Raw genomic sequence first — 17830 nt, 5'->3', positions numbered from 1 at the left:
TCGGCCGCCCGACTTTCTCCTCGTGGATCTGAGTCAGGAGGAGCCGGGCTCGGAGCGCAGTCTGGAGTTGCGGACGACCACGATCCGAAACGACGCCCTAACGGACGGGGAATGTGTCGTCGCGAGGATCGGCGAGGTGGAAGTTCTCGAGTCGCCCGAGTACCGGGGGCGGTCCGGCGAGTGCGGACGCTGACGCGTGGGGCCCAGCAACGTCCGCGACGTGGGAGACCCACTCGCCGGCAGTCGCTCACTCTCCGACTTCGTAGTCGGTGAGCTGGTCGACGCTCACCCGCTGGAAGGAGGGGAGGTTCGCTTCGACCCCCTCCGGGCAGTCCGCGTCGACAGCGTGCACGTCGTCCGAGCCGACCGCACCGAGATAGCGGATGCAGAGGAGGACGTCGGCGGACTCCGAGGAGAAGATGCCGCCGGAGCGGCTTCCAGGAATAGTGATCAGAACGTCCGCCGAGACTTCGGTCGCTGTCTGACCTTGGTGAAATGAGGTTATCCAGTTCCCGCCGTAGAAGCTGTTCGATTCGCTCGGGTTCCAGAGCCGAGCCTGCCTCCCTTCCGATGCGGTGTCGCCTTGAACCTTTTCGCTCATTGCTAGGAGATTGCTCTGTTCGGCGAAGATCCTTCCGAGGTATTCGCCGACGCTCTGTACCCGGTGTGCTGCCCGGCTGTAGACGAAGTCCTCGATCGCGGGCGGCATGCAGGCGGTCAGCGTGAGCGAGACGATGACGACGAGCGCGGCTAAGACAAGAGACCGCGGGTTACATGGCGCGTTACTCGATTGCGCGCCCGCCGGATGCTGAAGCCCAAACTTCACCGGTACACGCCCTTGAGTGCTGTCTGCATGACCTCCGCGTACAGGGTGGTTCCGATCTTGTTCGGGTGGACGGATTGCTGGGAGATGCCTAAAGGAGCGTCTATTCCAGGACGTGGTGCGCCCACCATGGGATCGTCCCCGGGCGACTGGACGTACACCAGGCCATTTATGGCTGTGGCGATTCCCACGCAGAGATTCCTACCAGCGAACGCGACCGTCGGATCGGCGAACACTACCGGCGGGCCGAGAAGCGCATCACGCTGGCCTTCGGGCACAGCAGGAGGCGCGTCCTCCGCGGAACTCGGATCGAGAGCGTCGTCCGGAGAGTCCGCAGACGAGAGCGAGTCGCGGTCCTGGGCGTAGGAGGCCGACGGGACGCCCGCTGCGAGAAGCGCGCCGACGGCGAGCATGCTCAACGCGACGGAAGCTCGGCGCGGGAGACGAGAGGGGACACGCATCGAGATCTCCTGATCGATCGGCCGGCCGGAGGCGGCGGTCGGCAGCGGTGTGGCGCACGGCCGCATCTCCGCGAGAGAACGCCTGGACGAGCCGCGAGGGAGTGCGTGAAGTACAGTGCCACGGGCCGCGCCTAGGTGAACAACACATGACGGTAAACCACCGTTAAGGCGGTTCGCGGCGCTATTGGCACTGATTGGTCGATCTGTCGTCGAAAGACGATCATCCGAGGTCTCTTTTCGTGGACACTCTTGTCTTCCCGGTCGCGTAGGGCGTCGTCGTTCGAAGTGCACATCGGCTGCCAGACGATTGATGAGTGCCAATTCCGCGACGACCAGGCAGCGCCGGATGTAGGGTCTCGGCACCACGAAGGACCGGCTCAAAGTGTCGCTCGCGCCCTGACGGGACTTCGAGTTCTGACGGGGGCTGACGAGCACGATCTTCGTCGCAGAATCTTTCGTTTCCACCCTCGGGAGTTGCCATGTCCATCGTCAGACGTGTCCTAGCCGTCCTCGGGATAGCCGGCGTTCTCGCGGCGTGTGCGCTTGCAGGTGTTCATGTTGCCTTTGCCGGTCAACAGGCGACCGGCGCGACGTCGAGCGAGACGTCGAGTCGCCTAGCGAAGGGTGCTGCTGGGGATGCGCCGACTCCTGCTGTGGGCGTCACACCCCTTGCGAGGACGGCGAGTGGCGCAGGCGCGGAAGACGACGTTCCCCACTACGGCGCCTCCAGTGACATCTCGCTGATCGAGTACCCCGCTTCGTTCGACTCCGTCGAACTGACGGCTGCTCGGGAGTGGGTCGAAGTTCAGGCCGCGACAGCATGGTGCATGCGCGACAAGGGGTTCGATTACGACTTCGTGCTCTGGTGGGATCGACCGCTCTCTCAGAACGGAGAAGGGCTGCCCTCGTCCGAGGAGAAGTACGGCTCGCCGGAATTCGAAGGGCTCTACGGCGATCTGTACGCCTCCGACGACGACGTGAGCAGCGGTGCGGGTTGTCGCGGACAAGTCCTCGCGAGGAGAAACGGGTAAGAAGAGATCCTCAACGACCGGCTTGTGCGATGTCCCTGCAACCGCGAGCGGAGTGACGAGGGAGGGTGCTTTCAGCGCAGCGCCTCGCCGTGGAACTCGGCGCGGTACTCCGAGGGGCTCGTGCCGTTGATGGCGCGGAACTGGCGGGAGAAGTAGAAGGCGTCGGAGTAGCCGACGGCTCGGGCGATGTCGGCGATCGACGCGTCGGTGGTGATCAGGAGCTCGCGGGCGCGGGCGCTGCGCAGGCGCTTGACGTACTCGACGGCGCTCATGCCGGCGGCCTTCTTGAAGAGGGCGGAGAAGTGCGAGGTGCTCATGCCGGCGAGTGTGGCGAGCTCGGTGATGCTGGTGGGGGAGTCGAGGTGCTCGCGGAGGTGGTCCTGGGCGATGCGGATCCGGTCGCCCGATTCGAGGGTGCCGCGGGTGCGGTCGGAGGCGAGCTGGGCGAGGAGGTTCCAGGCGGCGCCGCTCGCGGCGTAGAGGCTGGAGTCGGTCTCGTCGCGCTCGAGGGCGGCGACGGCGTGCTCGATCAGGGTCTTCGCCGAGAAGGCATCGCGCGCGGTGACGACGGGGGACGTCCGGTCGTCGACGACGGCCGACACCAGGGCCGGGGCGTCGGCGCCGGCGACGTGCAGCCACCAGATCGTCCACGGATCGGCGAAGTCGGCCCAGTACTGGTGCGGCGTACCCGCGGTGATGATCGCGACCTCGCCGGGGTCGACCGAAACGGTCGAGTCGGCGATGCGGACCCAGCCGCGGCCGCCGGTGCAGAGGATCACGACGGTCTCCCGCGCGCCCTGCGAGCGGCTGCGGCCGTGGGCGGCGGCGTGCGGGAAGTGTCCAGCATCCGTCACCAGCAGGCGCTCGGTGATCGGGGCCGCGAGCGCCTCGGCGACCCGCGGTTTCGGGAGGACATGCAGGCGCTGGCCGAGGAAGCCGTCGGGGATCAGCATGCCGACGAGTGTAGGTCAGGCCAGAGAATCGTCCAGCTAATGGCGTACAACGTTTCATTGGTCGGCGCCTTACGCGTGCCTAGGCTGGCGCCATGCTCACAGCGGAGTACCCCTCGTCCCCCTACCAGCCGGTGCCGCTCGCGGACCACCTCCCCGAGCGCCTCACCATCACCCTCTGGGACTTCTCCTGGTACGTCCGCACCGGGCAGGGCGAGCCCTTCGAGGACCTCGACGCGGCCTTCGCCGGCGCCGTCGAACGGGGGTACAACACGATCCGCATCTGCGCGATGCCGTTCCTCCTGTTCGGCTCCGGGCTCGACACCCGGGAGCTCCGGCTCGGGCCGCTCGGCGGCTCCTACGCGCAGCGGGTGCGCTGGTACGACGTGGCCGAGCCGACCGTCATCGACGGCCGCGCTCACCTGCTGGCGCTGTTCGCGGCGGCCAAGCGGCACGGGGTGTTCGTCATCGTCTCCTCCTGGGAGTACCAGCAGTCCTCCTCGTTCGCGCTCGAGCGCGACTGGTTCGACGCGCTGATGGCGGTGCCGCCGGAGGACCGCGCCGAGCGGCTCGCGGAGGCCCAGGCGGCGCTCGTCGACTTCCTCGCCGAGCACGACCTCGACGACCGGATCGCCTTCGTCGAGCTGCACAACGAGGTGCAGGCGGGGCACCTCACCGAGGGGCTCGACTACGACCGCGCCGATCTCGATGCGGCGACACTCGCCCTCCGGCCGCGGCTCACCCGCGGCATCGACCGGTTCCACGAGCTGACCGACGGCGTCCCGTGCTCCGTCAACTACGCGCACGTGCCCGTCGGCGGGATGCGCGGGATCCCGTGGAACTCGGACGTGCTCGTCCTGCACCCCTACATCTACGGGGTGCTCAACGAGTTCATCGCCGACTTCGCGCTCCGCAGCCCGATCGAGGAGTTCGAGCAGGACCTCGCCGCCGAGACCTTCCTGCTCGAGGGGGCGCCGCCGATCGCCGAGTGGACGCTCCCGGCCGAGGACCAGTGGAAGCTGACCGCCACGATCGTCGGCAAGGGCGAGATCTACGCGCACGACTGGGGCGACGCCGAGCGGATCGACCGCTGGCTCTACGAGCGCTACGGGGCGCACCACCTCGAGATGCGCTCGACGCTGAAGATCTGGATCGCCGTCGCCGCCGACCACGCCGCCCTGCGCGGGGTGCCGCTCGTCTTCGGCGAAGGCTGGGTCGGCTACACGCCGCTCGAGGGCCGCTTCGAGGAGGGGCCGATCGGCGCCGAGTACTGCCGGCTCGCGATGCGCGAGTCGCGGCGGGTCGGCGCCCGGGGATCGATCGTCTGCTCGAACGGCGCTCCCCAGCACCCGATGTGGAACGACGTCGCCCTGCAGCGCGAGTGCAACGCGATCTTCGCCGCGCCCGCCTAGGCGGACCCGGCGACGGCACCACCGGCACGATCCACGACCAGCACGACGGCACGACCAGCACCGCAGCACGACCGGCCCCACGGCACAGCACGGCCCCCCGGTTTCACGGAGTCAAGGAGGACACCATGACCAACGAACAGCGATTCCCGAACCTCACCCGACGAGGCTTCCTGTACGGCGCGACCGCACTCGGCAGCACCGCGCTCCTCACCGGCTGCATGGGCGGTGGCGGCGGGGGCGGCGGCGCGGGCGGCGGCGGGATCGTCCTGCAGTCCTCCCTCTCCGACCCGGCCCCGAAGGCGGCCCTCGAGGCGCTCGTGAAGAGCTACTCGAGCGGCTCCGTCACCCTCAACACCGTAGCGATCGAGCAGTTCCGCGCCCAGCTCTCCACCTACCTCACCTCGGGCAACCCGCCGGACGTGCTCACCTGGTACGCCGGCTCGGTGGCCCGGGACTACGCCGCGCAGGACCTGCTGCTCGACCTCTCCGACCTCTGGACCGGCGACGGCGCCGCGGCCGGCTACTCCGCCGCGCTCAAGGACCTCTCGACCGACGCGAGCGGCAAGCAGATCTTCCTGCCGACGAACTACTACTGGTGGGGCGTCTTCTACCGCAAGTCGGCCTTCGAGGAGTGGGGCGTCGAGGTGCCCACCACCTGGGACGAGTTCATGGCTCTCTGCGAGACGCTGCAGGGCCAGGGGATCGTGCCGCTCTCGAACGGCATCGGCTCCACGCCGTGGATGGCGTCCGGCTGGTTCGACATCCTCAACCTCCGCGTGAACGGCGCGGACTACCACAAGGGGCTCCTGGCCGGGAAGTCGTCGTTCGACTCCACCGAGGTCAAGAACGTCATGAAGTACTACGCCGACATCGTGCCGTTCATGGATCCGAACGCCCCCTCCTACGCCTGGCAGGACGCGGTCACGCCGCTGGTGCAGAAGAAGAACGCGATGTACCTGGTCGGCGCGTTCATCAGCCAGAACATGCCGGAGGGCGAGGGCGATGACCTCGACTTCTTCTCCGTCCCGGTGATCGACGCGAGCATCCCCACCGCCGAGGAGGCGCCGACCGACGGCTACTTCGCCAGCGCGAAGACCAAGGACGCGGACGCCACCAAGGCGTTCCTCTCCTACCTCGCGGGGGCCGAGAGCCAGTCCGCCTACATCGCGGCCTCGCAGTCGTCGAACCTGCCGACCTCGCCCGACGTCGACACCTCGGTGTTCTCGCCGCTGGTGCAGAAGGGCGTCGCGCTGCTGGCCGGCACCGAGCAGATCACCCAGTTCTTCAACCGCGACTCGTCCGACGACCTGCAGACCACGGCCGACGCGGCGCTCACCAAGTTCATCGCCCAGCCCGGCGAGGTCGACAGCATCCTGAAGGAGTGGCAGACGGCGGCCGACAAGGTCTTCAACCCGTGACCGGGACCATCCGGCCGGCCGCGGTGGAGCGGCCGCCCGCTCTGGCGCCGGGGAGTCCACCGCTCCCGCCGGCCCGCCCGCTGGTCCGCTCCGGGAAGGGGCGCCGGATCACCCGGGTGCCCGGGGTGGTCTGGCTCCTCCTGCTCATCCCGCTCGCGATCGAGCTGGCCTGGGTCTTCTGGCCGGCGATCAACTCCTTCTACCTCTCGCTCACCCGGTGGAACGGGATCGGCGAGCCGGAGTTCGTCGGCCTCGACAACTTCGTCGACCTCGGCTCGGATCCGATCTTCGCGACCGCGCTGGTCAACAACGTCATCTGGGTCGTCGGCTTCGGCGGTCTCTCGGTGGCGATCGGGCTGGCCCTGGCGGTCGCGCTGAACAAGCCGCGGCGCGGTGTCGGGATCTACCGCAGCGCGATCTACCTGCCGATGGTCTTCTCGCTCGCGGTGACCGGCCTGTTCTGGCGGGTGATCTACCAGCCGGACGGCGTCGTCAACAGCTTCCTCGGCGGGATCGGCCTGGGCGACCTCGAGCGGCAGTGGCTCGCGGATCCGACGCTCGCGCTCTACGCGGTGCTGGTCGCCGCGGTCTGGCGGCAGTGCGGCTACATCATGGTGCTCTACCTGGCCGGGCTGAAGGGCGTGGACCCGAGCCTCGAGGAGGCCGCCCAGGTCGACGGCGCCTCGCGGACGCAGCGCTTCTGGCGGATCGTGATGCCGCAGCTGAAGGGCGTGAACGGCGTCGTCTTCGCGGTCACCGTGATCGACTCGCTGCGCACCTTCGACATCGTCTGGGCGATGACCCGCGGCGGGCCGTACAACTCGACGCAGCTGCTCTCGACCTACATGTTCCAGGAGAGCTTCACCGTGCTGAACCTCGGCTACGGCTCGGCGATCGCGGTCGTCATCTTCCTGCTCGCGATCGTCTTCATCATCAGCTATCTCGTGCGCGCCACGAAGGAGGAGGACTGAGATGGCCGTCATCGCTCCGGTCGCTCCGGGTCTCGCCGCGCCGACCCTCCCGCGCCGCCGGGTGAAGGGCTCGTGGATCTTCCACGCGATCATGGCGCCGGTCGCGCTGCTCTGGGTGCTGCCGATGCTGTTCGTGCTCTTCGTGGCCGTCCGCAGCTTCGACGACATCACCGGCAACGGGCTCGGCGCGCTTCCGGCCAGCTTCACCTTCGACGGCTTCGTCACGGTGTTCACGGCCGGGCTGGTCGGCGAGGCGCTGGTGAACAGCCTGATCGTCACGGTCTTCACCGTGTTCCTCTCGCTGCTGCTCGCCTCCTGGGCGGCGTTCGCGCTCAGCCGGTTCCACATCCCGTTCCGCCGGGGGATCCTGCTGCTGATGCTGGCGGGCAACCTGCTGCCGCCGCAGATCCTGCTGATCCCGGTGTCGCGGATCACCGAGAGCCTCGGCATCTACGACACGCTCTTCGCGCTGATCGTGGTGCAGGTCGGCTTCGGGCTGGGCTTCTACACCTTCGTGCTGCACGGCTTCATGCGGTCGATCCCGGCCGAGATCTTCGAGGCCGCGCAGGTCGACGGCGCGGGGGTCCTCCGCACCTATTGGCGGATCCTGCTGCCGCTGTGCCGGCCGTCGCTCGCGGCGCTCGGCGCTCTCGCGACGACCTGGATCTGGAACGACCTGATCTGGGCGGTGACCGTGCTGCGGACCGAGACGAACTTCCCGATCACGGCGGCGCTGCTGAACATCCAGGGCGGCTACGTGAGCCAGTGGAACGTGGTCGCCTCGGGCGCGGTGGTGGCGGCGATCCCGACCGCGATCGTGTTCTTCGCGTTCCAGAAGCAGTTCGTCTCGGGGCTGATGGTGGGCTCGAGCAAGTAGGGGGATGCACGAGGAGAGGGCCGGCTGTTCGCAGCCGGCCCTCCTTCGTGCGCGCGGTGTGCGCTGCCCCGCTCAGTCGCGGTGGAAGAGCAGCAGCGCGGGCAGGCTCGTGGCGAAGTAGTCGGTGGAGCCGTCCTCGAGGGTTGCCTGCGGGGCGTCGAAGCGAGGACGGGCCTCGCCGAGCGAGGCCGGGGGAGTCGCGGGGTCGAGGCCGAGCGCCGAGCGGGCCGCGTCCCAGGCCGCGAGGGTGAGCCCCTCGCCGCCCTCCCAGGGCTGGAAGCGGCGCGACTCGAGGAGCGACAGCGCCTCTTGCGCGCGCCCGGCCTCGATCAGCAGACCGGCGTACTCGACGGTCAGGTCGTCGCGGGAGAGCAGGAGCTCGCGCTCGCTCTCGAGGCGGGCGAGGCGGTCGGCGGCCGAGTAGCCGAGGCGCGCGGCGAGCTGGTCGAGCTCGTAGAGCAGGCGGGCGTCGCGCGGGGCGAGCTCGCGGGCGCGGAGGTAGTGCGACCAGGCCGCGTCGTCGTCCGCCTCGTCGTTGTAGGCGGCGAGGCCCGCGTTGCGGTGGGTCACGGCGTCGCCGCCGCCGTCCTCGATCGCGCGGCGCCAGTGCTCGGCGGCCTCTGTGCGGCGGCCGGCGTCGTAGAGCAGCATGCCGAGCAGCGATCGCGCGGTGCTGTCGGCGGGGTCCGCAGCGACCGCGGCCGTCAGGGCGTCGTGCGCGTCGAGACCGGCGGGGAAGGCGCGGGTGAGGTCGAGCGCGCGGGTGTCGGCGGGCTCGCCGAGCCGGGCCAGGAGGTAGGCGGCGACCGGTGCGGCGTTCCCCGCTCCTGCGGCGCCGCCGTCACCGTGCGCGACGCCGCGGAGCAGCCGGCGGGCCTCGCCGGTCTCGCCGAACGACGCGAGGTCGAGCGCGACGTCGATGCTCTCGTGCGCGTCGGCCGGATCGGTGCCGGTGAGCGTGCGGGCCAGCTGGTCGAGCGGATCGAGGCGCAGGGTCTCGTGGAGGACCCGCTCGGCCTCGCCGGTGCGGCCGAGCGCGCGCAGGCAGACCGCCTGCAGGGCGCGGGCGCGGAGGTCGTCGGAGTCGAGGCGGAGCGAGGTGGCGAGATCCTCCAGCGCCGCGGCGTGGTCGCCGGCGGCGGCGGAGAGCCTCGCGCTCTCGAACAGAGCGGCGTGCGCCCACTTGCCGTCCCAGGCTGCCTTGCCGAACGTCGCGGCGGCCTCGGTCGTGCGGCCGAGGCGGCGCAGGATCAGGCCGCGCAGGTAGAAGGCCTCGGTGTCGGCCGAGTTGCCGTTGCGGGCGGTGAGCCGCCGGATCGCGGCGTCGGCGTGCGCGAGGGCGTCGGCGTACTCGCCGCGGCGGTAGGCGTGGTCGGCGAGGGCGAGGTGCACCCGGGCGTCGCCGGGATCCCGGCGGAGCGCCTCCTCCCAGTAGGGCAGCGGCGAGCGGGTCGGGTGCCGGTACTGCGCGAGGTGGACGCCGACGAGGTAGAGCTCGTCGACCGACGCGGCCTCGGCGGGCGGCAGCGGCTCCGTCGCGACCTCGGGCTCGGTGTCGTCGAACTCCGTCGGCACCGTGTAGGCGAGGACGGTCGCGCCCTGGGCGACGACGGTGACGCCGAGTCCCTCCGGGCCGGTGCGGGTGGTCGGCAGATCGGCGAGCAGCGGCTGGCCGGGCTCGAGTTCGACGGTCCACTCGTGCAGGACGGCGCCGTCGACGTGCAGCGTCACGGTCGCGGCGGGGAAGCGGCGCGTCGTCGCGACGCCCAGGCGGAGGCGCCCGGCCTCGACGTCGAGGTGCACGGCCGCGTCGCGGGTCGCCTGGTGCGCCACTCCGATGCCGCTGATCGGGTACCAGTACTGCGAGAAGGTCTTGGTCTCGCCGGGCATCAGCCAGGAGAAGTCGGGCTGGTTGTCGGTGTAGACGCCCGCCATCAGCTCGACGTAGGGCCCGTCGGCGTCGGTCAGCTGCGCGTCCCAGGCGTGCCCGAACGGGGCGTCGCCCCAGGTCCACTGCTTCTTGCCGGGGGCGAAGCGGCGGTCGGCCCAGTGCACGAAGCCCGCTCCGGCGCCGTGGTCGTAGCCGCCGAAGAAGGAGTCGTCGGTGCGGACGACCATGTAGGAGGTGGGGACCGGGATGTTGCGGTACCAGTCGATCCGGTCGGCGGGCGGGCCGTCCGGTGTCGATCCGTCGCCGCGCTCGGCCGCGAGGGCGGGGTAGTCGACGCCGTAGTAGGGGCGGTCGGCCGCCGGGAAGGCGGTGATCGCGCGGCGGGCGTGGTCGGCGACGTAGCGGACGTCGCGCGGGAAGAAGGACTGGTAGTCGTCGTGCACCCGCGCCGCGACGTTCGCCCACCAGAGGAAGGTGTGCCGCTCGCTGGTGCGGTTGTGCAGGCGCACGTCGAGCTCGACGAGGCTCGAGCCGGGGCGCAGGCGCACGCCGTGCAGGCCCTTCATCCGGCTGAACGGGTCGTGGTCGCTGCACCAGACCACGACCGAGCCGTCGTCGGCGCGCTCGAGGTTCCAGGCGGTGGGCAGGTAGGTGCCGGGGCGGTGGTGCTGCGGCCAGTTGAACTCGACGCCGCCGCTGATCCACGGGCCGGCCAGGCCGACCAGCGCCGGCTTGATCACGGTGTTGCGGTAGAAGAAGTCGTAGCCGGTGGTCTTGTCGTAGCCGGAGTAGATCCGGCCGCCGAGCTCGGGCAGGACGACGACCTGGACGAACTCGTTCTCGAGCACGACGACGCGCCACTCCTGGTCGACGGCCTCCGAGGCGATGCGGTCGATGAAGGGCAGCGGGTACACCCGCCCGCTCGACCCCTGGTAGACCCGGCGGTCGAGGAACATCGGCAGCTGCACCGGCTCCTCGGGAGTGTAGGTCGGGAGGGTGATCGTCGTCTCCCACACGGCCGCCGCGCCCTGCGCGAGGAGGTCGGCCGCCGCCGGCGGGGACGCGATGAGCTGCGAGGCTTCTGCGATGACTGCCATGGGTCGAGGGTAGAGAGCGCGGCGAGGGCGGAGGAATGGGCGATCGGCCAGGTCCCCTGGACGATTCGCGGGCGACACCTCTTCTCGGTGGCTGCTCCACCGGGTGTTGCGCGCGTGGGCCTGAACGAACCTGCTCAGTCGGAGTCGATGCCCCAGCGGAACTCGGCGCGCTCGCCCGGCTCCAGCCGGCGGAGTCCCTCGCCCGAGTTCAGGGCGTCGGGCGGGGCGGTCATCGGCTCGATCGCGATCGCGGGCGGGCGCCGGTCGCGGTCGATGTAGAGCTGCAGGACGGTGAAGGACGCGTCGGCCCAGAGCGCGGTGCGGCCGTGGCCCGGGGCGCTGAGCTCGGCGCGGACCGTGCCGTCGGGGTCGCGGTCGAGAGCGGTGAAGCTCGCGTGCCAGGGTGCGTCGCGCTCCGGGACGCCGGCGCGGAGGTCGAAGGGCGTGCCCGCGACCGGACGGCGCTCGCCGGTGGGCAGGTGGCGCTCGTCGAGGACGAGGTGCTCGCGGGCGGGCAGGCGGATCGTCGGCTCCTGCGCCTCGCCGGCGCGGAGGTAGGGGTGGACGCCGAGGGCGACCGGGGCGCTCCTGCTCGACTCGTTGACGAGGACGTGGCGGGCGTCGATCCCGGCGGGGCGCAGCCGGTAGCGGACGCTGGTGGCGAGGGTGAAGGGGTAGCCGGGCGGGGAGTCGAGGCGGGCGTGCAGAGTGACGCTGTCGGCGGTGCGCTCGCCGACGCGGTAGCGGGTCGTCGCCAGGAGGCCGTGGTTGGCCGAGTGCGTCGCCGGGTCGGTGATCGCGAGCTGCTGGACGGCGCCGTCGAGGAGCCAGCGGCCGTCGCGGACCCGGTTCGGCCAGGGGACGAGCACCGCGCCCGCGGCACCGGGCGGCTGGTCGCCGTCGTAGGGCTCGACGAGGGCGCGGCCGCGCACCTCGAGGGTCCGGATGCTCGCGGCGACGGGGTTGATCGAGGCGCGGACGGAGCCGTCGGCGCTGACGAGCTCGATGTCCGGCACTCAGACGGCTCCGATCGGGTGCTCGAGAGAGCTCGCGGAGGGCATGCTCGCGAGTGTACGGGCGGCTCGCTCGGCGGGGTGGATCCCGGTGCTGAGGGCGCCGCGCCATTCGAGGATTCGGTAGGAGCCTTCCGTCCAGTGCGGTGCGATGGTCCTCTGTCGCGCGCACCGTCTCGCGCCAGAACAGCGGAATCGCTTGTCCGCATCACCCGTCTTCGACTTCAATACGCGTATGGCGTTCACAACGGAAGTGGACCCTTCACAGATGGAGACACCGACATGAAGAGATCGACGAAAGCACTGGCGACCGGCGGTCTCGTGGCCGCGCTGATAGTCGGAGCGACCGGTACCGCGTATGCCGGAACGAAGAACATCGCCTTCAACGAGACTCTTCCCCGCTTCCAGATCGCCGGGTGGACGAACAGCCAGACCAAAGAGGTGTCGAATCTCGCCGGCCATGTGAACGTCGGAACCGTCGGTGACGACTACTCCGTCGACGTCGAACTGTGTCAGAGCCTGCTTCTCGTCTGCACTGACAAGGTGCGGGGTCTCCGCGATCGAGACGACGCGAACCTGCCCAACGGTTTTCCAGCGGGCGCCGAGGTCAGGCTGCAACTTCATGTCGGAAGCAGCAACTTCGTGCAGGTCCAGGTTCAGGGAACCTGGCGCAGCAACTAGCGCCCGGCATGCGAGAGCTGCCGACTCGTCTCAACAGGATTCGGCGCGGCGCGGAGCGGAAGGAACCATCAGTGACGTCTCGGGGAGGGCGATCCGCTCGCAGTCTGCTCGGGCAGGTACAGCGAGAGCTCGTCAGACGGCGATGGCACGTCACGCTGTGCTTCGCAGGAAGCGTGGTGCTGGCGGTGATCGTCCAGAGGATCTTCGCCGATGCGCGCTCCGTCTTCCGTGACGACGGTGATGTTCTGAGTTCACTGCTCGGCTCGCCGATAGCGATCGTCTTTCCGTTGCTCGTCACCCTTGTCGGTTCGCTGCCGTTGGCGAGAGACGTCGCGAGGAGAGGTGTCGTCAACGAACGGCAGCGACTGTCGTACGCCACCCTCATCTCGAGCAAATTCGTCGCTGCGGGGCTTCTCTCCTCGGTCGTCTTCTTCCTCTACGGTCTCGCAGCGACCCTCATCGCTTCGGTCGCCTGGCCTCTCCTCGGACACCCAGGGGTCGATGCTTCGGTGTACTCGAACGTCACTCCGTTCCAGCAGCGCGAGACGTTCGCCGATCTCAGCGGTGGGAGCGTTCTAGTCTTCGGGCTGCTGATGTCGCTCTGGTTCGCTTTCGCGGCGGCGGTCTACTCGGTGCTCACGTCAGCGAGTCTGGTCCTCGTCCCGAACAGAGCCGTCGCCCTGCTCCTGCCGTTCGCGCTGTATCTCGGGATGACCGTCGTCCTCTCCGTTCTCCATCGGCCGGCCCTGGCGCCGATGTTCTCCGTCTTCCCCGCGGGTCTTCAGCAGTCTCCGTGGCTGGTCGCAGCGTCTCCGACGCTCGTCACGGCTGCACTCGCGGCCGCGCTCTGGCTGTTCATCGTGCGGCGCCCCAGCGAGAGCAGGCACCTCCTGTGACGGGGCAGAGACTCACCGCGCTGGTGTTCCTCGGTCTCACAGGGTCGTACGCCCTGTACTCGCGCGTCTTCGAGGAGACGGCAACCGGTCGATCGCTGGGCGTCTGGGACCTCCTCCTGGACCTGGGCGGCAACCCCTACTACCTCGGCTTCGTCGTCGTCCCGCTGTGGCTGGTCCTATCGGCGCTGCGGGCGACTCGGACCGCCTCGCCCGGAGCGCTGCTCCGCCACGGGTCGCTCCTCCGAGCCTGGGGCGGGACCCTCTCGGGCCTGGCGACGCTGTACGCGAAGGCGGCGGCGGCTGCCCTCGCCGTCTGCCTCGTCTGCGGTGCGGGTCTCCAGCCGACGTCGTTCGCGCCTCCGGAGAGCGTCGCCGCCGTCTTCCGAGCGCACGGCTTCGCTCCGGTCGCGGCCCTGATCGCGCAGGTCGGCCTCCTCGGAGCGTCGCTCTGCGCGACGGCCGCTGTCGTGGTGTCCGTCCGCCTGCTCTCCGGCAGGGCCGCCGCTGCCTGGGCGTCGGTCGGCGGGCTCTTCCTCTGGGTCGTCCTCTCGGTGCTCGCTGTCGTTCCGCCGAGTGCGCCCCTCAGCGCGGCCGCCTTCCTCGACGTGGCGGTCGGACTGGAGAGGACCTCCCTTGTCGGGACGGCATCGAGGCCGATGATCGTCCTCCTCGGCGTCGGACTGCTGGTGAGATTCGCCGCGCGGGCCTCGAGCCGTGCGGACCGGGTCGCCGTCTCCGCTCTCCTGTCGGTCTCGGCGCTGCTCGTCCTCTTCTCCTTCCTCCAGGCGTCCGCCGGCCGGGACCTGCTCGAGGTCGCCGGTCTCCTGGTGCCGAGTCCGCTCGGATCGATCGCGGAGTCGATGCAGTACCTGCTCGTCTTCCTCCCGTTCCTCCTGGGCGGCATGATCGGCCGGGGGTCGCCGACACCTCAGCGCGAGCTTCACGAGCTCATCAGAGTCGGGAGCCGGGCGGCTCGGCTGCGGCGCGAGGTCGTCCGGAGCTCGGCCGGTTCGTTCGCGGCGTGGACGGTCGCGGCTCTGCTCGTGCTCGCCGGCGTCCTCTGCGCGGCCCGGGGACTCGTCCCGCCCTCGCAGGAGTGGATCGCGGTGGCGGGTGCCGTCGCCGCGGGTGGAGTGTGCGCGGCCCTGTACGGCAGCGTCGGCGTCGTCCTGCGCTGCTCGCTCTCGAGTGTTCAGCCGAGGTTCGTCGCCGTGTGCCTCTTCGCCGTCGCCGTCGTCCTGTCCCGCTCGATCTCCCCTCACAACCCGTTCCTCCTCGGCGGACTCGCCGACGACGGCCTGGGCGATGACCGGATCCCTCTGCGGATCGCCGTCCTCGTGGCGTCCCTGCTCGCCCTGTTGCCGCTGGGAAGCGTCGGCTTCCTCGCCCGCACTGCACGAAGAAAGGTCGTGGCCCGATGGATGTGATCACCCTCGCCGAGGTCGGCAAGAGCTTCGGCCGGAAGGAGATCCTGCGGGACGTGTCCCTCCGGATCGGGGACGGGCGGACCTACGGGCTCGTCGGACCGAACGGCGCCGGCAAGTCGGTGCTGCTGCTCCTGATGTGCGGTCTGCTGCGACCCTCGAGCGGCACCGCGACGATCGATCCGAGATTCCTCTCCCGAGGTCGGGACTACCCCGATCGGTTCGGTGTCTCGATCAACGGCCCGGGCTACCTGGCCGGCAGGAGCGCTCGCCAGAACCTCGCCGACCTCGCCGCCATCCGCAAGCAGGTGAGCGAGGACCGCATCGGCGAGGTCCTCGAGCAGGTCGGTCTCTCGCCGACGTCGCCGCTGAAGGCGCGGAACTTCTCGCTGGGCATGCTGCAGAAGCTCTCGCTCGCGCAGGCGCTGCTCGAGCACCCCGCGGTCCTCCTGCTCGACGAGCCGTTCAACGCCCTCGACGCGGAATCGGTCGAGCGCCTGCGGGAGATCCTCGTCGCCGAGAAGGCGAAGGGCACGACCATCGTGTTCACCAGTCACCGCGACAGTGACATCCAGATGCTCAGCGACGAGGTGCTGAGGGTCGAGGGTGGCCGGGTGACGAACGGCTGACGAACGCCGGTCGTCGCGCGGATCGGCCGGCGACGTCTTCAGCGCTCGGGCGTTCGGACCGATCGGCTAGGACCGCAGGATCGCCTCGAGCTCGGCCACGACGAGATCGGGGCGGGAGAGGAACGGGTGGTGGCCGGTCGGCAGGTCGATCGAGCGGGTGGCGCGCTCAGCGTGGACGCGCTGGAGGCCGACGGAGGTGCTGCGGTCCCCGGTGCAGACCAGGTAGGTGGAGTCGACGCCCTGCCAGCCGGCCGCGGAGGTCGGGGTGGTGAAGGCGGCGATCGACTGGGTGGTGACCCGCTCCCAGGCGGCGCGCTGCGTGGCCTCGTCCGCGTCCTGGAGGAAGCGGCGGCCGAAGGAGGCGGCGTCGTAGCCGGCGACGCCGAGCGTGCCGTCGTCGCCGGGCGCGATCGAGACGGGGTCCGTCTCTCCGGCCATGATGTCGCCCTGCGCCGAGCCGAGGTCGGGGAGGTAGGAGGAGACGTACACGAGCCGGGCGACGGCGGCGTGCGCGCCGGCCTCGGCGATGACGGTGCCACCGTAGGAGTGGCCGACGACGATCGCCTCGTCGTCCTCGACGTCGTCGAGTGCGGCGCGCAGGGCGGCGGCGTCCTCGACCAGGCCGGCGCCGGCGCGGTCCGCCGCCGACTCGCCGCAGGAGGGCAGGGCGACGGCGCGGCTCGCTACGCCGGTGCGCTCGAGGAGCAGCGCGGCGGTGCGGTGCCACCACCAGTCGCCGTCGCGGACCAGGGCGCCGTGCACGAAGAGCAGTTCCATGGCAGGAGTCTGCCCGCGATCCTCCGGCGGCGCCGCCCCAGAGGACCCGAGTCCGCTGACAGCGGAGCGCGGGGGCGATCTCCGGGTCGGAGCAGGTCGTTCTCGGCTTCCGGAGGGCGTTCCACCGGGCTTCGCTCAGGAGGGCCCGCCACTATCGAACCTGTTACCCGACGGAAGGTCCCCTGTGAGCACTCTCAAGCGCATCATCAGCATGGCGTCGAAGGCGCTCGACTCCAAGAGCTCGTCGAGCTCCTCCTCGCGCCCCGCGACCGGGGGCGGCACGGACTGGCGCGACATGGTCCGCTCGGCCGCGAACGCGGTGACGGGCGACTCCCGCCCCGCTTCCTCCAGCACGGCCGGATCGAACGCCTCGGCGCCCCGCACGCCCACCCCCGCCTACGGCTCGCCGCACCCCTCGGCCCGTCCGCAGGACGCCCGGCCCGCCGCCGTCGCGCCGGAGGACCGCGCGGCGATCGCGCGCTACGACTACCTCCTCCGCACCGCCGACCCCGAGCAGCTGGAGCAGGTGCACCGCGACGCGTTCGCCAAGCTGACCCCGGCGCAGCGCGCCCAGGTCGAGGGGCGCCTGCGCGACGAGCTGCCCGCGAACGAGCAGCCGCGCTCCTCCGCGCCGGACGATCTCGCCCGCGCGGCGACCCGAGGCGAGGCGCACAACCCCGGCTTCCTCAAGAAGATGTTCTCCAAGCCCGGGACCAAGGGTGCGCTGGCCGGTGCCGGAGTGGGCGCCGTCGCCGGCATCGGCCTCGGTGCCGCGGGCGGACTGCTCGCGGCGGTCGCGGGCGGCGCAGTGCTCAGCAGCGTCGCCGGTCCGCTGCTCGCGCAGGCCGCCGGGATGGGCGTGGACTTCGAGAACCTGGCCGGCGGGCTGGGCGAGTTCGGCGACCTCGGCGAGTTCGGCGACATCACCGGCGGTGCGGGCGAGTTCGTCTCCGGCGCCGGCGAGCACGTGTCGGGGCTCGGCGAGCAGGTGTCGGAGTTCGGCTCGAACTTCGAGATGCCCGACCTCGGCGGACTCGGGAACCTCTTCGACCGCTGAGTCAGCGGGCGCGGCGCCGCACGAGGAGTGCGAGCGCCGTGCCCAGCACTCCCAGGAGCGCGAGCGCGGCGCCGACGATCCCGACGGCGGTGGTCGACCAGTCCGGTGCCGCGTCGACGACGGTGCCGTCGAGCAGCTCCCAGCGGCAGGTGCTGCCGAGCGGCCACCAGGACCAGGAGCCGGCGACGAGCGAGCCCTCCTCGGCGGGGACGCGGCCGACGCTGGCGAGGCAGACGTCGTCGAAGCCCTGCGCGGCGAGGGTCGAGTACTGCAGCGCCACCAGGCCGAGGAGTGCCAGGCCGACGACGAGCGCGGTCAGCGCGGCGATCAGCGCCACGCGGCGAGGGGTGAGGAAGCGGCGTCTCGCGGGGGCGGGGATCGGCGCGCTCATCCGTCGATGGTGGCACGCGGCGGCTGGGAGG

17 protein-coding genes are annotated in these 17830 nt (G+C 70.5%); 10 read left to right on the top strand and 7 right to left on the bottom strand.

Annotated features, from left to right (window positions below; all coding sequences use genetic code 11):
- Nucleotides 1–247: 247 nt before the first annotated feature.
- Nucleotides 248–709 (bottom strand): hypothetical protein, encoded by a 462-nt coding sequence (locus tag HQQ86_RS04030; RefSeq protein WP_173286658.1) that lies wholly within the window; start codon nt 707–709, stop codon nt 248–250.
- A 113-nt stretch (nt 710–822) separates the two neighbouring features.
- Entirely contained in the window at nt 823–1236 is a 414-nt protein-coding gene (locus HQQ86_RS04025; protein WP_173286656.1) for a hypothetical protein, read from the bottom strand.
- A gap of 527 nt (nt 1237–1763) precedes the next feature.
- On the opposite strand from HQQ86_RS04025, the gene HQQ86_RS04020 reads away from it, so the two are divergent.
- Nucleotides 1764–2315 carry a hypothetical protein gene (locus HQQ86_RS04020; protein WP_173286654.1) on the top strand — a complete coding sequence of 184 codons (552 nt, stop codon included), beginning with the start codon at nt 1764–1766 and terminating at the stop codon, nt 2313–2315.
- 71 nt (nt 2316–2386) lie between these two features.
- Here HQQ86_RS04020 and HQQ86_RS04015 read toward each other — a convergent pair whose 3' ends face one another.
- A complete protein-coding gene (locus HQQ86_RS04015) occupies nt 2387–3268 on the bottom strand; it encodes an AraC family transcriptional regulator (RefSeq protein WP_254071777.1) in 882 nt (293 codons plus the stop codon).
- Nucleotides 3269–3360: 92 nt separating this feature from the next.
- On the opposite strand from HQQ86_RS04015, the gene HQQ86_RS04010 reads away from it, so the two are divergent.
- From HQQ86_RS04010 to HQQ86_RS03995, 4 genes are all read left to right on the top strand, one after another.
- Nucleotides 3361–4677: a cellulase-like family protein gene (locus HQQ86_RS04010; RefSeq protein ID WP_173286652.1), complete on the top strand. Its 1317-nt coding sequence runs from the start codon at nt 3361–3363 to the stop codon at nt 4675–4677.
- A gap of 125 nt (nt 4678–4802) precedes the next feature.
- Nucleotides 4803–6095 (top strand): ABC transporter substrate-binding protein, encoded by a 1293-nt coding sequence (locus tag HQQ86_RS04005; RefSeq protein WP_173286650.1) that lies wholly within the window; start codon nt 4803–4805, stop codon nt 6093–6095.
- The gene (locus HQQ86_RS04000; protein WP_367948541.1) at nt 6092–7066 is read left to right on the top strand and encodes a carbohydrate ABC transporter permease; all 975 of its coding nucleotides are present in this window, start codon (nt 6092–6094) and stop codon (nt 7064–7066) included. The genes HQQ86_RS04005 and HQQ86_RS04000 overlap by 4 nt, the downstream gene beginning before the upstream one ends.
- 1 nt (nt 7067) lies before the next feature.
- Entirely contained in the window at nt 7068–7943 is an 876-nt protein-coding gene (locus HQQ86_RS03995; protein ID WP_173286647.1) for a carbohydrate ABC transporter permease, read from the top strand.
- Between the two features lie 72 nt (nt 7944–8015).
- Here HQQ86_RS03995 and HQQ86_RS03990 read toward each other — a convergent pair whose 3' ends face one another.
- Together HQQ86_RS03990 and HQQ86_RS03985 are read right to left on the bottom strand one after the other, a co-directional pair.
- Entirely contained in the window at nt 8016–10931 is a 2916-nt protein-coding gene (locus HQQ86_RS03990; protein WP_173286645.1) for a DUF5107 domain-containing protein, read from the bottom strand.
- A 134-nt stretch (nt 10932–11065) separates the two neighbouring features.
- Nucleotides 11066–11947, bottom strand: coding sequence for an aldose 1-epimerase family protein (locus HQQ86_RS03985; RefSeq protein ID WP_173286643.1), 882 nt, complete (start codon nt 11945–11947; stop codon nt 11066–11068).
- A 279-nt stretch (nt 11948–12226) separates the two neighbouring features.
- On the opposite strand from HQQ86_RS03985, the gene HQQ86_RS03980 reads away from it, so the two are divergent.
- The 4 genes from HQQ86_RS03980 to HQQ86_RS03965 all read left to right on the top strand — a co-directional run bounded on the left by HQQ86_RS03980 (nt 12227) and on the right by HQQ86_RS03965 (nt 15574).
- A complete protein-coding gene (locus HQQ86_RS03980) occupies nt 12227–12625 on the top strand; it encodes a hypothetical protein (protein WP_173286641.1) in 399 nt (132 codons plus the stop codon).
- A 176-nt stretch (nt 12626–12801) separates the two neighbouring features.
- Nucleotides 12802–13521: a hypothetical protein gene (locus tag HQQ86_RS03975; RefSeq protein WP_173286639.1), complete on the top strand. Its 720-nt coding sequence runs from the start codon at nt 12802–12804 to the stop codon at nt 13519–13521.
- Nucleotides 13518–14948 carry a hypothetical protein gene (locus tag HQQ86_RS03970; protein WP_173286637.1) on the top strand — a complete coding sequence of 477 codons (1431 nt, stop codon included), beginning with the start codon at nt 13518–13520 and terminating at the stop codon, nt 14946–14948. The genes HQQ86_RS03975 and HQQ86_RS03970 overlap by 4 nt, the downstream gene beginning before the upstream one ends.
- The gene (locus HQQ86_RS03965) at nt 14939–15574 is read left to right on the top strand and encodes an ATP-binding cassette domain-containing protein (RefSeq protein WP_173286635.1); all 636 of its coding nucleotides are present in this window, start codon (nt 14939–14941) and stop codon (nt 15572–15574) included. Before HQQ86_RS03970 ends, HQQ86_RS03965 begins: the two co-directional genes overlap by 10 nt.
- A gap of 66 nt (nt 15575–15640) precedes the next feature.
- Here the strand turns inward: HQQ86_RS03965 and HQQ86_RS03960 are convergent, their stop codons facing one another.
- The gene (locus HQQ86_RS03960) at nt 15641–16351 is read right to left on the bottom strand and encodes an alpha/beta hydrolase (RefSeq protein WP_173286633.1); all 711 of its coding nucleotides are present in this window, start codon (nt 16349–16351) and stop codon (nt 15641–15643) included.
- 184 nt (nt 16352–16535) lie between these two features.
- Between HQQ86_RS03960 and HQQ86_RS03955 the strand changes: the two genes are divergently transcribed.
- On the top strand, nt 16536–17408 hold the full coding sequence (locus tag HQQ86_RS03955; RefSeq protein ID WP_173286631.1) for a cation-transporting ATPase: 873 nt from the start codon (nt 16536–16538) through the stop codon (nt 17406–17408).
- Nucleotide 17409: 1 nt separating this feature from the next.
- Here HQQ86_RS03955 and HQQ86_RS03950 read toward each other — a convergent pair whose 3' ends face one another.
- Complete coding sequence (locus tag HQQ86_RS03950) at nt 17410–17799, bottom strand: hypothetical protein (protein ID WP_173250498.1); 390 nt, start codon at nt 17797–17799, stop codon at nt 17410–17412.
- Nucleotides 17800–17830 lie beyond the last annotated feature (31 nt).

This window comes from Rathayibacter sp. VKM Ac-2857 (genome assembly GCF_013205025.1).
Taxonomy (GTDB): domain Bacteria; phylum Actinomycetota; class Actinomycetes; order Actinomycetales; family Microbacteriaceae; genus Rathayibacter.
This window is presented reverse-complemented; position numbering and strand designations above follow the sequence as displayed.

Excerpts from the sequence above, each read along its gene's own strand:
- HQQ86_RS04030 (WP_173286658.1), bottom strand. The coding sequence starts at position 709 with ATGCCGCCCGCGATCGAGGACTTCGTCTACAGCCGGGCAGCACACCGG.
- HQQ86_RS04025 (WP_173286656.1), bottom strand. The coding sequence starts at position 1,236 with ATGCTCGCCGTCGGCGCGCTTCTCGCAGCGGGCGTCCCGTCGGCCTCC.
- HQQ86_RS04020 (WP_173286654.1), top strand. The coding sequence starts at position 1,764 with ATGTCCATCGTCAGACGTGTCCTAGCCGTCCTCGGGATAGCCGGCGTT.
- HQQ86_RS04015 (WP_254071777.1), bottom strand. The coding sequence starts at position 3,268 with ATGCTGATCCCCGACGGCTTCCTCGGCCAGCGCCTGCATGTCCTCCCG.
- HQQ86_RS04010 (WP_173286652.1), top strand. The coding sequence starts at position 3,361 with ATGCTCACAGCGGAGTACCCCTCGTCCCCCTACCAGCCGGTGCCGCTC.
- HQQ86_RS04005 (WP_173286650.1), top strand. The coding sequence starts at position 4,803 with ATGACCAACGAACAGCGATTCCCGAACCTCACCCGACGAGGCTTCCTG.
- HQQ86_RS03995 (WP_173286647.1), top strand. The coding sequence starts at position 7,068 with ATGGCCGTCATCGCTCCGGTCGCTCCGGGTCTCGCCGCGCCGACCCTC.
- HQQ86_RS03990 (WP_173286645.1), bottom strand. The coding sequence starts at position 10,931 with ATGGCAGTCATCGCAGAAGCCTCGCAGCTCATCGCGTCCCCGCCGGCG.
- HQQ86_RS03980 (WP_173286641.1), top strand. The coding sequence starts at position 12,227 with ATGAAGAGATCGACGAAAGCACTGGCGACCGGCGGTCTCGTGGCCGCG.
- HQQ86_RS03965 (WP_173286635.1), top strand. The coding sequence starts at position 14,939 with ATGGATGTGATCACCCTCGCCGAGGTCGGCAAGAGCTTCGGCCGGAAG.
- HQQ86_RS03960 (WP_173286633.1), bottom strand. The coding sequence starts at position 16,351 with ATGGAACTGCTCTTCGTGCACGGCGCCCTGGTCCGCGACGGCGACTGG.
- HQQ86_RS03950 (WP_173250498.1), bottom strand. The coding sequence starts at position 17,799 with ATGAGCGCGCCGATCCCCGCCCCCGCGAGACGCCGCTTCCTCACCCCT.